Raw genomic sequence first — 13648 nt, forward strand, 5'->3', positions numbered from 1 at the left:
GTCAGCCGATCACCTCGATGCCAGCCATGTAGGGCTTGAGGACTTCCGGCACACGGATCGAGCCGTCCGCCTGCTGGTAGTTCTCCAGCACCGCCACCAGGGTGCGGCCGACGGCCAGGCCGGAGCCGTTGAGGGTGTGCACCAGCTCGGGCTTGCCGGTTTCCGGATTGCGGTAGCGGGCCTGCATGCGCCGGGCCTGGAAGTCGCCGCAGTTGGAGCAGGAGGAAATCTCGCGGTACTTGTCCTGGCTGGGAACCCAGACTTCCAGGTCGTAGGTCTTGGTCGCACCGAAGCCCATGTCGCCGGTGCACAGCGCCAGCACCCGATACGGCAGCTCGAGCAGTTGCAGGACGCGCTCGGCGTTGGCGGTCAGGCCTTCCAGCGCCTCGTAGGAGGTGGCCGGATCGACGATCTGCACCATCTCCACCTTGTCGAACTGGTGCTGGCGGATCATGCCGCGGGTATCGCGCCCGGAGGCACCGGCCTCGCTGCGGAAGCACGGGGTATGGGCGACGAACTTCAGCGGCAATTGCTTGGCGTCGAGGATCTGCCCGGAGACGATGTTGGTCAGCGAAACCTCGGCGGTCGGGATCAGGTAGAGGTCGGCTTCGCCGTCGCGGCCGATCTTGAACAGGTCCTCCTCGAACTTCGGCAACTGGCCGGTGCCTTGCAGCGCCGGAGCCTGGACGAGATAGGGGGTGTAGGCCTCCTCGTAGCCATGCTCGGCGGTATGCAGGTTGATCATGAACTGCGCCAGGGCGCGATGCAGGCGGGCGATCGGGCCGCGCATGAGGGCGAAGCGCGCGCCGGAAAGCTTGGCAGCGGTCTCGAAATCCAGCCAGCCGTGCCGTTCACCGAGGGCGACATGGTCCTTTACCTCGAAATCGAAGGTCTTCGGCGTGCCCCAGCGACGCACTTCGACGTTGGCGTCCTCGTCGGCACCGACCGGCACCGACTCGTGCGGCAGGTTGGGAATGCCCAGCAGCATGGCATCCAGTTCGCCCTGGATGGCGTCCAGTTGGCGCTTGCCTTCCTCCAGCTCGGAGCCCATGCGGTCGACATCGGCCAGCAGCGGCGCGATGTCCTCGCCACGTTGCTTGGCCTGGCCGATCGCCTTGGAGCGCGCGTTGCGCTCGGCCTGCAGTTGCTCGGTACGGGTCTGTACCGACTTGCGCTGCTCTTCCAGCGCTTCGATGCGCGCGACATCCAGTTGGAAGCCACGGGTGGCCAGGCGGGCAGCCACTTCTTGCGGCTGGGTGCGTACCAGTTTGGGATCGAGCATGCTCTTTTCTCGTCTCGTGTCGGTTATCGGCGGTTCTTGGCCCGGTTGGCGCTTCGCCGGCCCCGGCGACGTCATCGACGCCGTCGCGGAAGCCTGGCTAGCTCCGCCGAGCCCATACCGCTCAGGATTTTCTGCGTTGGCGGGGACTGGTGCGATCCAGCTCGGCCAGGTGTTCCAGCTTGTCGCGGATCTTCAGTTCCAGGCCCCTCGGCACCGGTTGATAGTAACGCCGCGGCTCCAGATCCTCGGGGAAATAATCCTCTCCGGCGGCATAGGCATCCGGCTCGTCGTGGGCGTAGCGGTATTCCTCGCCATAGCCGAGGCTCTTCATCAATTTGGTCGGCGCGTTGCGCAAGTGCAATGGCACTTCCCGCGAGCCGCTTTCGGCGACGTCGCGCATCGCCGCGTTGAACGCGCTGTACACCGCATTGCTCTTCGGCGCACAGGCCAGGTAGACGATGGCCTGGGCCACCGCCAGCTCGCCTTCGGGGCTGCCCAGGCGCTCCTGCACGTCCCAGGCCGACAGGCACAGGCCGAGGGCGCGAGGATCGGCGTTGCCAACCTCCTCGCTGGCCATGCGCACCACCCGCCGGGCGATGTACAGGGGATCGCAGCCGCCGTCGAGCATGCGCGCGAACCAATAGAGTGCCGCATCGGGATTGGAGCCGCGCACCGACTTGTGCAGCGCGCTGATCTGGTCGTAGAACGCCTCGCCGCCCTTGTCGAAACGTCGGCGGGTATCGCCGAGCAGATTCTGCAGCAGCTCGGGGCTGATCTCGCTGCCGTCCTCGGCGAGGTCGGCAGCGTTCTCCAGCAGGTTCAGCAGGCGCCGCCCATCGCCGTCGGCGGCGGCCAGGAGAACCTGGAAGCTCTCCTCCGGCAGCCTCAGCTTGCGCTTGCCGAGGCCCTTGTCCTCGTTCAGCGCGCGGCCCACCAGCTTGCGCAGGGCGGCTTCGTCGAGGCTCTTGAGGACATACACGCGAGCCCGCGAGAGCAGCGCATTGTTCAACTCGAAGGACGGGTTCTCGGTGGTCGCGCCAATGAAGATCAGCGTGCCGTCTTCCACATAGGGCAGGAAGGCATCCTGCTGGCTCTTGTTGAAGCGGTGCACCTCATCGACGAACAGGATGGTCCGGCGCCCGTATTGCGCCGCGTGCTGCTTGGCCACCTCGACCGCCTGGCGGATCTCCTTGACCCCGGACAGCACCGCGGAAATGGTCTCGAAATGGGCGTCCGACACCTGCGCCAGCAGCCGCGCCAGGGTGGTCTTGCCGACTCCCGGCGGGCCCCAGAAGATCATCGAGTGCAGCGCGCCCTGCTCCAGCGCCTCGCGCAAGGGCTTGCCGCGGGCCAGCAGGTGTTCCTGCCCCACGTATTCGTCCAGATTTGCGGGCCTCAGCCGTGCCGCCAGGGGCTGCGCGACGGGCTCGCTGCGGAACAGATCCACGGCTTGCGCTTACTCCTGGATCACGTCGACGCCCGGCGGAACGTCGAAGGTGAATTGCTTGGCATCCAGCGCCTCGTTCATCTTCACGTCGAAGAACAGGATGTTGGTGCGCTGGCCGACGCCATCGATCATCTGCATGTCGTTCACCTTGCCGCTGCGGAACGACAGGCGCAAGGTGTCGAAGAGGGTGTCCTTGGTCTTCGGCTTGAGCACGAAATCGACTACGTTGCCGCCTTCCTTGTAGGTGATGGCGAAGCTTTCGCTGATCTTCGAGATGTCGCCGGAGAGCAGCAGCGCCGGCGTCTGGGTCAGGCGCTGGTCGAGCTTCTGGATGGTCACCTGTTCCAGGTCCGGGTCGTACAGCCAGACCTTCTCGCCGTTGGAAATGAGCAATTGCTCGTTCGGCGCATCGGTATGCCAGCGGAACAGTCCCGGCCGCTTCAGGCTCAGTTGGCCGGCGGTTTCCTGCAGGCGCGTGCCGCTACCGTCCAGGGTCAGTTGGGAAAAACGCGCGGTCAGGGTCTGGGCCTTGTTCAGCAGGCCGGTCAGGCGCTGGACGGCGGCGCTGTCGTCGGCATGGGCCAGCGAAGCGCCCATGGCCAGGGCGGCAACGAACAACGTGCGGATAAGTCGCATCGGAATCCTCTAAAACCTGTCGGGTTCAATCACGAACCGGCGCCGGCGCGATGACTTCGCGGGAGCCGTTGGTATTCATCGGGGTGACCACGCCGGCCATCTCCATCGCCTCGATCATCCGCGCGGCGCGGTTGTAGCCGATCTTCAGCTTGCGTTGCACGGCGGAGATCGATGCCCGGCGACTCTCGGTGACGAAACGTACCGCCTCGTCGTAGAGCGGGTCGTCCTCGCTGCCTTCGCCGGAGCCGTCGCCGCCATCGAAGGAACCGCCACCGCCGCCGCCTTCGTCGACGCCAGCGAGGATGTCCTCGATGTAGTCGGGCGCGCCGCGCAGCTTCCAGGCCTCGACCACCCGGTGCACCTCGTCGTCGGAAACGAAGGCGCCGTGTACGCGAATCGGCAGGCCTGTGCCCGGCGGCAGGTAGAGCATGTCGCCGTGGCCGAGCAGTTGTTCGGCGCCCCCCTGGTCGAGGATGGTGCGCGAGTCGATCTTGCTGGAGACCTGGAAGGCGATCCGGGTCGGAATGTTGGCCTTGATCAGGCCGGTGATCACGTCCACCGACGGCCGCTGGGTCGCCAGGATCAGGTGGATACCGGCCGCCCGCGCCTTCTGCGCGATACGGGCGATAAGCTCCTCGACCTTCTTGCCGACGATCATCATCATGTCGGCGAATTCGTCGACCACCACCACGATGGTCGGCAGGGTGCTCAGCTGCGGCGGCTCGTCGTCCGGGCTTTCGCGACGGAACAGCGGGTCGGTCAGCGGCGTGCCGGCCTCCTCGGCGTCCTTCACCTTGCGGTTGAAGCCAGCCAGGTTGCGCACGCCCATGGCCGCCATCAGGCGGTAGCGCCGCTCCATCTCCGCCACGCTCCAGCGCAGGGCGTTGGCGGCTTCCTTCATGTCGGTGACCACCGGGCAGAGCAGGTGCGGGATCCCTTCGTAGATCGACAGTTCGAGCATCTTCGGGTCGATCATGATCAGTCGCGCCTCACTCGGCGTGGACTTGAACAGGATCGACAGGAGCATGGCGTTGACCCCCACCGACTTACCGGAGCCGGTGGTACCGGCCACCAGCAGGTGCGGCATCTTCGCCAGGTCGGTGATGATCGGCCGACCGCCGATGTCGTGGCCCAGGGCCAGCGGCACGGTGGACTTGTGCTCGTCGTACTCCGGCGACGACAGCACTTCGGAGAAGCGCACCATCTGCCGGTCTTCGTTGGGAATCTCGATGCCGACAGTGGTCTTGCCGGGAATCACTTCCACCACCCGCACGCTGATCACCGCCAGCGAGCGCGCCAGGTCCTTGGCCAGGTTGGAAATGCGGCTGACCTTGACCCCCGCCGCGGGCTGGATCTCGAAACGGGTGATCACGGGGCCCGGATGCACCGAATCCACGCTGACCTCGACGCCGAACTCCTTCAGCTTGATCTCCAGCAGGCGCGACATCGCCTCCAGCGACTCGGGCGAGTAGCTCTTCTGCTTCACTTCCGCCGGGTCGAGCAGCGACAGCGGCGGCAGGGTGCCCTCCACCGCCGTATCGACGAACAGCGGCGCCTGCTTCTCTTTCAGCACGCGCTTGCTCGGCTCCGGGGCCTTCGGAGGCGGTGGCGGATCGATCTTCGGCGGCGGGCGCTTCTCCCGCTCGCTCATGTGCTTGGCCAGGGCCTCTTCGCGTTCCAGCAGGCGCTCCTTGGCCTTGGACTGTTCGCGGCGGTCCGGCACGCTCGGCGCCACCACCTCGGCGACGCGCTCGTCGACCTCGCGCAGTTGCGCGACCAGTTGCTTGCGCTCGGCGCGCGCGCCCATCCAGCGATTGAAGGCGTTCTGGATCAGTTCGAAGAAGTCCAGGGTGATCTTGCCGGTGACATCCATCACCTTGAACCAGGAGAGGTCGGCGAACACCGTCAGGCCGAAGAGGAACAGGGCGAAGAACACCAGCGTGCTACCCTGCACGTTCAGCGCATCCACCGCGACGCGGCCCAGGCTCTGGCCGATGGCGCCGCCGGCCGAGGCGCTGGCCGGCATGTGGCCGCTGGCGTGGAAATGGATGTAGGCCAGTGCCGAGCCGGCCAGGATCAGGAAGATCAGCCCGACCAGGCGCCAAGAAAACAGCCAGGTGTTCCATTCCCACGGCAGGTTGCGGCGGCGGAATACCTGCCAGGTCTTGATGCCCAGCAACAGCGGAAAGAGGTAGGCGAAGTAGCCGAGCGTCATGAACAGGATATCGGCGGATACCGCACCGAGCCGACCGGCGGCATTCTGCACCTGGTCAACCTGGCTCGAGTGACTCCAGCTCGGATCGGCCGGGTCATAGGTGAGCAGAGCCATCCACAAGTAGAGGCAGAGCGCGCCCAGCGCGATCAGGACCCCTTCCTTCAGGCGGGAATGCAGTTGCTGACGCCATGCGGCGGCATGGCTCGCGGTGGTCGAATCCTTCAAATCGCTATTTTTCCTGCGCACGGCTGGTGCTTTAGAAGCTGTCTTGGTCAAAACGCGCCTATTGTACGGCTTTAGGGAAACTCTGAAAAATCACACCCGAAATCAGCGGCAATCCGTGCGTGGCTGATCCCGGCCCCGGGGTTTTGCCGGCCTTTTGCGGATAGGTGTAGCATAGCCGGCAGAACTCTTCAGGCGGCTCCATTGGAGCACGCATTTTCTTATGTGACAAAGGCTTATGGAGTCTTTTTATGAGTGAAGTCAAGCATTCGCGCCTCATCATCCTGGGCTCCGGTCCGGCCGGCTATACCGCCGCCGTGTACGCCGCACGCGCCAATCTCAAGCCAGTGGTGATCACCGGCATCCAGCCAGGCGGCCAGCTGACCACCACCACCGAAGTCGACAACTGGCCGGGCGACGTCGAAGGCCTTACCGGCCCGGCGCTAATGACCCGCATGCAGCAGCACGCCGAGCGTTTCGACACCGAGATCGTCTACGACCACATCCACACCGCCGAGTTGCAACAGCGCCCCTTCACACTGAAGGGCGATAGTGGCACTTATACCTGCGATGCATTGATCATTGCCACCGGTGCCTCCGCGCAATACCTGGGCATGTCGTCGGAAGAAGCCTTCATGGGCAAGGGCGTTTCCGCCTGCGCCACCTGCGACGGCTTCTTCTACCGCAACCAGGTGGTCTGCGTGGTCGGCGGCGGCAATACCGCCGTCGAGGAAGCGCTGTACCTGGCCAACATCGCCAAGGAAGTCCACCTGATCCACCGTCGCGACAAGCTGCGCTCGGAGAAGATCCTCCAGGACAAGCTGTTCGACAAGGCCGAGAACGGCAACGTGCGCCTGCACTGGAACACCACCCTGGACGAGGTGCTGGGCGACGCCAGCGGCGTCACCGGCGTACGCCTGAAGAGCACCATCGACGGCAGCACCAGCGAGCTATCGCTGGCCGGCGTGTTCATCGCCATCGGCCACAAGCCGAACACCGACCTGTTCCAGGGCCAACTGGAAATGCGCGACGGCTACCTGCGGATCCACGGCGGCAGCGAAGGCAACGCCACCCAGACCAGCATCGAAGGCGTGTTCGCCGCCGGCGACGTGGCCGACCACGTCTACCGCCAGGCCATCACTTCCGCCGGCGCCGGCTGCATGGCCGCGCTGGATGCCGAAAAATACCTCGACGACCATTGATCGGACCCGGGGGAGGCCCGCCCTCCCCTACCCCGCCATGCTGACCTGGCTTTCCCGCACCGACTTCGACTTTCCGCCCCTCGACAAGGCCCTGCAGGAGCCCAACGGGCTGCTCGCGGCCGGCGGCGACCTCAATCCGCAACGCCTGGTCGCAGCCTATCGCCACGGCTGCTTCCCCTGGTACCAGGATGGCCAGCCGATCCTCTGGTGGTCGCCCGACCCGCGCACCGTCCTGTTCCCCGACGAACTGCACGTTTCCCGCAGCCTGGCCAAGTGCCTGCGCCAGCAACGCTTCGAAGTCACTTTCAACCATGACTTCCGGGCGGTGATCCAGGCTTGTGCCGCGCCGCGTGACTACGCCGACGGCACCTGGATCACCACGCCGATGCAACTGGCCTACCAGGAGCTGCACCTGCGCGGAATTGCCCACTCCGTGGAAGTCTGGCAGGAGCGACAACTGGTCGGCGGCCTCTACGGCCTGGCCATGGGCAGGCTGTTCTTCGGCGAATCGATGTTCAGCCGCGCCGACAACGCTTCCAAGGTCGGCTTCGTCACGCTGGTCCGCCATCTGCGCGACGCCGGCTTCGTCCTCATCGACTGCCAGATGCCGACCCGCCACCTGCACAGCCTGGGCGCCCGCGCCATCGGCCGGGGGGAATTCGCCGACTACCTGCAACGCTATTGCGACCAGCCTCCTACCGGCGACCTGGATTTTTAGGCGAGTTTCCGTGCCTGGCATAAACTTGCTTATGGGTCCCTGCTGGAGTTCACCATGACCGAACTCGCCCGACTGAAGTTCTACGCGACGCAACCGCACCCGTGCAGCTACCTGCCCGAGGAGCAGGCAACCACCCTGTTCCTCGATCCCAGCCAGCCCATGGACACGCAGCTGTACGCCTCGCTGTCGGAGGTCGGCTTCCGCCGCAGCGGCGACCATCTCTATCGTCCGCACTGCCAGCATTGCACCGCCTGCATCGCCGCGCGCATACCGGTCGCCGGCTTCAGCCCGAACCGCCAGCAGCGGCGCATCCTCAAGCGCAATGCGGAACTGCAGGTGATCCGCAAGCGACCGAGCTTCAACGAGGAGTACTACGACCTCTATCGGCGCTACATCGAGCAACGCCACGCCGACGGCGACATGTATCCGCCCAGCCGCGACCAGTTCGCCACCTTCCTGGTCCGCGACCTGCCCTTCTGCTGCTTCTTCGAGTTCCGCCTGCATGGCCGCCTGCTGGCCATAGCCGTGACGGACGTGCTACCGAACGGACTCTCGGCCGTCTATACCTTCTACGATCCCGACGAAGAGCAGCGCAGCCTGGGACGCTACGCGATCCTCTGGCAGATCGCCGAGACCGAACGCCTGGGCCTGCAGGCCGTCTACCTGGGCTACTGGATCAAGAATTGCCGCAAGATGAACTACAAGACCCAGTACCGGCCCATCGAACTGTTCGTCAACCAGCGCTGGGTCGCCCTCACCTGATAGCCGTGTGGCGCTATTGTCGATTTTCTGGCACAATGCACGCCGCTTTTCACGGCCCACCTCTCATTGAAAGGGCCACCCATAGATACCGAGGGCTCTACTGCATGTCGAAAGAAGACAGCTTCGAAATGGAAGGTACTGTCGTCGACACCCTGCCCAACACCATGTTCCGTGTGGAGTTGGAAAATGGGCACGTCGTCACCGCGCACATCTCCGGCAAAATGCGCAAGAACTACATCCGCATCCTCACCGGCGACAAGGTCCGCGTGGAACTGACGCCCTACGACCTGAGCAAGGGCCGCATCACCTACCGCGCCCGCTGAGTCGACACGAGCCGCTGCGGCTCGCCGATTGCAAAAGAAAACGCCCGGCATCTGCCGGGCGTTTTCGTTGCCGCGCTCGGATCAGGCGGGCTCCGCCGCCGTGATCTCGAACTCGAAGGCCAGCTCGTCGCCCTTCAGGTCGACATGCACCAGGCCGCCATGCTCGGCCAGCTCGCCGAACAGGATCTCCTCGGCCAACGGCCGCTTGATCTTGTCCTGGATAAGCCGCGCCATCGGTCGCGCACCCATCTGCACGTCGTAGCCCTTCTCCGCCAGCCAGCCGCGCGCCGCATCGCTGACCTCGAGCTGGACGCGCTTGTCCTCCAACTGCGCCTGCAGCTCGGTGAGGAACTTGTCGACCACGCTCTTGATCGTCTCGGTGCTCAGGCGGCCGAACTGGATGATGGTATCCAGGCGGTTGCGGAACTCCGGGGTGAAGCTCTTCTTGATCACTTCCATCGCATCGGTGGTGTGATCCTGCTGGTTGAAGCCGATCGACGCGCGCGCCGCCACTTCTGCGCCGGCGTTGGTGGTCATGATCAGGATGATGTTGCGGAAGTCCGCCTTGCGCCCGTTGTTGTCGGTCAGGGTGCCGTGGTCCATCACCTGCAGCAGCAGGTTGAAGACCTCCGGGTGAGCCTTCTCGATCTCGTCGAGCAGCAACACGCAGTGCGGGGTCTTGGTGATCGCCTCGGTGAGCAGGCCGCCCTGGTCGAAGCCGACGTAGCCCGGAGGCGCACCGATCAGCCGCGACACGGTATGCCGCTCCATGTACTCGGACATGTCGAAGCGCACCAGTTCCACGCCCAAGGCCTTCGCCAACTGCCGCGCCACTTCGGTCTTGCCCACGCCGGTGGGACCGGCGAAGAGGAACGAGCCGACCGGCTTGTCCGGCGCCTTGAGCCCGGCCCGGGACAGCTTGATCGCGGTGGACAGCGACTCGATGGCGTCGTCCTGGCCGAACACGGTCAGCTTGAGGTCGCGTTCGAGGTTGCGCAGCAACTCCTTGTCGGAGGTGGTGACGTGTTTCGGCGGGATCCGCGCGATCTTCGCCACGATATCCTCGACCTGCGCCACCTCGATGCGCTTCACGCGCTTCTCTTCCGGCTGCAGGCGCTGGTAGGCGCCCGCCTCGTCGATGACGTCGATGGCCTTGTCCGGCATGTGCCGGTCGTTGATGTAGCGCGCCGCCAGCTCGGCCGCGGCGCGCAGCGCCTCGTCGCTGTACTCGATGTGGTGATGCTGCTCGAAGCGCCCCTTGAGGCCCTTGAGGATGCCATAGGTATCTTCCACCGACGGCTCGGTCACGTCGACCTTCTGGAAGCGCCGCGCCAAGGCCCGGTCCTTCTCGAAGATGCCGCGGAACTCCTGGAAGGTGGTCGAGCCGATGCAGCGGATCTCGCCCGAGGACAAGACCGGCTTGAGCAGGTTGGAGGCGTCCATTACCCCGCCGGATGCCGCACCGGCGCCGATGATGGTATGGATCTCGTCGATGAACAGCACCGCGTGCGGGCGCTTGCGCAACTCGTTGAGCAAGGCCTTGAAGCGCTTCTCGAAGTCGCCGCGGTACTTGGTACCCGCGAGCAAGGCACCCAGGTCGAGGGAGTAGACCACGCTGTCGGCCAGCAGGTCCGGCACCTGGCCATCGACGATGCGTTTGGCCAGGCCCTCGGCGATGGCCGTCTTGCCGACCCCCGCCTCACCTACCAGCAGCGGGTTGTTCTTGCGCCGACGGGCAAGGATCTGCGCCACCCGCTCGACTTCATGCTCGCGCCCCACCAGCGGGTCGATCCGCCCCTGGCGAGCCAGTTCGTTGAGGTTGCTGGCATAGGCGTCCAGCGGATGGTTGGACGTGGCCGACTCGCCACCTTCCTCATCCTGCATATCCTGCTCCCCATCCTGCGGATGTTCGGCATGCCCGGGCACCTTGGAGATGCCGTGGGCGATGTAGTTCACCACATCGATACGCGCGATGCTCTGCTGCTTGAGCAGGAACACCGCCTGGCTTTCCTGTTCGCTGAAGATCGCCACCAGGACATTGGCCCCGGTCACTTCGCGCTTGCCGGAACTCTGCACGTGGAACACCGCACGCTGCAGGACGCGCTGGAAGCCCAGCGTCGGCTGGGTTTCGCGCTCGTCGTCGTGCTGCGGGATCAGCGGCGTGGTGGAATCGATGAATTCCTGCAGGTCGCGCCGCAGCTTGTCCAGGTTGGCACCGCACGCACGCAATACCGTTGCCGCCGCCTCATTGTCCAGCAAGGCCAGCAGCAGGTGCTCAACCGTCATGAATTCATGGCGTTTGGCCCTCGCCTCCTTGAAGGCGAGATTGAGGGTGACTTCGAGCTCTCGATTCAACATGGCTTCACCTCGCTCCCAAACATCCGATCAACTGTCTTTCTCTATCTCGCAGAGCAATGGATGCTGGCTCTCCCGTGCATACTGATTGACCTGCATCGCCTTGGTTTCGGCCACGTCCCGGGTAAACAAGCCGCAGACCGCCTTACCCTGAGTATGTACCGTCAACATGATCTTGGTGGCTTTTTCCCGGTCCATGTTGAAGAACACTTCCAGCACTTCAACAACAAAGTCCATCGGCGTGTAATCGTCGTTGAACAGTACCACCTTATACAACGGTGGCGGCTGTAATACAGGCTTCGACTCCTGTACCGCGAGCCCCGCCCCTTCGTCCTCGTGTTCATGAGGCTCGGGATGGTCCTGATTGAATGTTAGTCGAATCTGGCTAGGTGCATGCATGAGGAAAAAAAGCTTTGCCTTTCTGGAAAGTTATGGACCGACATGATGTTGATCCGTTTCTCAGGCGTATGGTTCAGCGCCTTGACTAACTGCAAAAGGGTGTTACAAACAATGGAATACCCCTACAGGGTATCAGGGGTTCCGCACCCGTCTCGACCCAGGTCGGACGCGGGATCGTAGTGGATGATACTCCAGCGTTGGAGTCCTTTGCAGAGGGATATGAGCATGCTCAGCGGTAAGGTCAAGTGGTTCAACAACGCCAAGGGCTACGGGTTCATCCTGGCCGAGGGCCGAGATGAGGACCTGTTCGCCCATTACTCGGCCATTCAGATGGACGGTTACAAGACACTCAAGGCGGGCCAGCCGGTCAATTTCGAGATCATCCAGGGACCGAAGGGACTGCATGCCATCAACATCAGCCCCGCCACCGCGACAACCGCCGCACCCTCCGCCCCCGCCCCGCAGGAAGAGCCGCAGGCGACGCCCATCGAAGCCTGACCCCAGCGCGGATGCGGAAATGAAAAAGGCCGGTGCGAACCGGCCTTTTTCTCGTTCGGGCGCTAGCCCTTCCTACATCTTGGCAATCATCGCGTCGCCGAACTCCGAGCAGGACAGCAGGGTCGCGCCGTCCATCAGGCGTTCGAAGTCATAGGTCACGGTCTTGGCGGCGATCGCCCCGTTGGTGCCCTTGATGATCAGGTCGGCCGCCTCGGTCCAGCCCATGTGGCGCAGCATCATCTCCGCGGAGAGGATCAGCGAACCCGGGTTGACCTTGTCCTGGCCGGCGTACTTCGGCGCGGTGCCGTGGGTCGCCTCGAACATGGCCACCGAATCGGACAGGTTGGCGCCGGGCGCGATGCCGATGCCGCCGACCTCGGCTGCCAGGGCGTCGGAGAGATAGTCGCCGTTCAGGTTCAGGGTGGCGATCACGTCGTACTCGGCGGGGCGCAGCAGGATCTGCTGCAACATGGCGTCGGCGATCACGTCCTTGACCACGACGTTCTTGCCGGTCTTCGGATTCTTGAACTGCATCCACGGACCGCCGTCCAGCAGCTCGGCGCCGAATTCATCGCGCGCGACTTCGTAGCCCCAATCCTTGAAGGCACCCTCGGTGAACTTCATGATGTTGCCCTTGTGCACCAGGGTCACCGAACTGCGGTCGTTGTCGACGGCGTATTGCAGGGCCTTGCGCACCAGGCGCTTGGTGCCTTCCTGGGAAACCGGCTTGATGCCGATGCCGCAGTTCTCGGTGAAGCGGATCTTCTTGACGCCCATTTCCTCGGTGAGGAACTTGATGACCTTCTCCGCCTCCGGCGAACCGGCCTTCCACTCGACGCCGGCATAGATGTCCTCGGAGTTCTCGCGGAAGATCACCATGTCTACGTCGCCGGGCTTCTTCACCGGGCTGGGCACGCCTTCGAACCAGCGTACCGGGCGCTGGCAGACGTAGAGATCGAGTTGCTGGCGCAGGGCCACGTTCAGGGAGCGGATGCCGCCACCGACCGGGGTGGTCAGCGGGCCCTTGATGGAAACCACGTAGTCGCGCACGGCGTCCAGGGTTTCCTGGGGCAGCCAGGTGTCCTGGTCATAGACCTGGGTGGCCTTCTCGCCGGCGTAGACTTCCATCCAGGCGATCTTGCGCTCGCCCTTGTATGCTTTTTCCACTGCAGCGTCGACAACCTTGATCATGACCGGGCTGATATCGACGCCGATGCCATCACCCTCGATGAACGGGATGATCGGGTTCTTCGGTACGCTCAAGGACATGTCGGCATTCACAGTGATTTTGTCACCGGTCGCCGGCACCTGGATCTTTTGGTATCCCATGCTGAACTCCGTGTTGTGGTTAAAACCCTGTTGCAGCCTTCTAGGGTAGCCCAGTTGTCCGCCCGGAAACCACATCTTCCTTAGTCTAAACAGGCGAGCGCATCAGCCCGGCGAGAGGGTGGTATACTGCGCGCCATGACTTCGCAGTCATCGAGGTCCGAGCAGTCTGGGACCAGACCCTCTCCCCTCGCAGCGTCGGGTTCGCCACCATGAGCCCGCCGTACAACGCTCTACTGGCGCCCCTATATCCCGCGGCATAT

12 protein-coding genes are annotated in these 13648 nt (G+C 64.0%); 5 read left to right on the top strand and 7 right to left on the bottom strand.

The genetic code is table 11. From position 1 onward, the window contains the following. Position 1: 1 nt before the first annotated feature. The 4 genes from serS to ftsK form a co-directional block, all read right to left on the bottom strand. Positions 2 to 1282: a serine--tRNA ligase gene (gene serS, locus FOC67_RS13985; RefSeq protein ID WP_003097631.1), complete on the bottom strand. Its 1281-nt coding sequence runs from the start codon at positions 1280 to 1282 to the stop codon at positions 2 to 4. Positions 1283 to 1403: 121 nt separating this feature from the next. Further along, entirely contained in the window at positions 1404 to 2729 is a 1326-nt protein-coding gene (locus tag FOC67_RS13990; RefSeq protein WP_003097632.1) for a replication-associated recombination protein A, read from the bottom strand. 9 nt (positions 2730 to 2738) lie between these two features. Then, positions 2739 to 3365, bottom strand: coding sequence for an outer membrane lipoprotein chaperone LolA (gene lolA / locus FOC67_RS13995; RefSeq protein WP_003090414.1), 627 nt, complete (start codon positions 3363 to 3365; stop codon positions 2739 to 2741). A gap of 25 nt (positions 3366 to 3390) precedes the next feature. Then, a complete protein-coding gene (gene ftsK / locus FOC67_RS14000) occupies positions 3391 to 5826 on the bottom strand; it encodes a DNA translocase FtsK (RefSeq protein ID WP_003131123.1) in 2436 nt (811 codons plus the stop codon). Between the two features lie 227 nt (positions 5827 to 6053). Between ftsK and trxB the strand changes: the two genes are divergently transcribed. The 4 genes from trxB (at position 6054) to infA (ending at position 8807) form a co-directional block, all read left to right on the top strand. Next, complete coding sequence (gene trxB / locus FOC67_RS14005) at positions 6054 to 7004, top strand: thioredoxin-disulfide reductase (RefSeq protein WP_003090421.1); 951 nt, start codon at positions 6054 to 6056, stop codon at positions 7002 to 7004. A gap of 37 nt (positions 7005 to 7041) precedes the next feature. After that, positions 7042 to 7722 (top strand): leucyl/phenylalanyl-tRNA--protein transferase, encoded by a 681-nt coding sequence (gene aat / locus FOC67_RS14010; protein WP_009314032.1) that lies wholly within the window; start codon positions 7042 to 7044, stop codon positions 7720 to 7722. A gap of 54 nt (positions 7723 to 7776) precedes the next feature. Further along, positions 7777 to 8484 carry an arginyltransferase gene (locus tag FOC67_RS14015; RefSeq protein WP_003097644.1) on the top strand — a complete coding sequence of 236 codons (708 nt, stop codon included), beginning with the start codon at positions 7777 to 7779 and terminating at the stop codon, positions 8482 to 8484. Between the two features lie 104 nt (positions 8485 to 8588). After that, on the top strand, positions 8589 to 8807 hold the full coding sequence (infA, locus tag FOC67_RS14020) for a translation initiation factor IF-1 (RefSeq protein WP_002553999.1): 219 nt from the start codon (positions 8589 to 8591) through the stop codon (positions 8805 to 8807). Between the two features lie 81 nt (positions 8808 to 8888). Here the strand turns inward: infA and clpA are convergent, their stop codons facing one another. After that, positions 8889 to 11165, bottom strand: a complete 2277-nt coding sequence (clpA, locus tag FOC67_RS14025; protein WP_003090432.1) for an ATP-dependent Clp protease ATP-binding subunit ClpA — start codon at positions 11163 to 11165, stop codon at positions 8889 to 8891. Positions 11166 to 11192: 27 nt separating this feature from the next. Then, a complete protein-coding gene (gene clpS / locus FOC67_RS14030; protein ID WP_003097649.1) occupies positions 11193 to 11561 on the bottom strand; it encodes an ATP-dependent Clp protease adapter ClpS in 369 nt (122 codons plus the stop codon). 225 nt (positions 11562 to 11786) lie between these two features. Here clpS and cspD point away from each other — a divergent pair, with 225 nt between their 5' ends. Then, positions 11787 to 12059 carry a cold shock domain-containing protein CspD gene (gene cspD, locus FOC67_RS14035; protein ID WP_003090435.1) on the top strand — a complete coding sequence of 91 codons (273 nt, stop codon included), beginning with the start codon at positions 11787 to 11789 and terminating at the stop codon, positions 12057 to 12059. 72 nt (positions 12060 to 12131) lie between these two features. Here cspD and icd read toward each other — a convergent pair whose 3' ends face one another. Then, complete coding sequence (gene icd, locus FOC67_RS14040; RefSeq protein WP_003090436.1) at positions 12132 to 13388, bottom strand: NADP-dependent isocitrate dehydrogenase; 1257 nt, start codon at positions 13386 to 13388, stop codon at positions 12132 to 12134. Positions 13389 to 13648: the final 260 nt, after the last annotated feature.

It is taken from the genome of Pseudomonas sp. FDAARGOS_761 (assembly GCF_013343155.1).
Lineage (GTDB): Bacteria > Pseudomonadota > Gammaproteobacteria > Pseudomonadales > Pseudomonadaceae > Pseudomonas > Pseudomonas aeruginosa.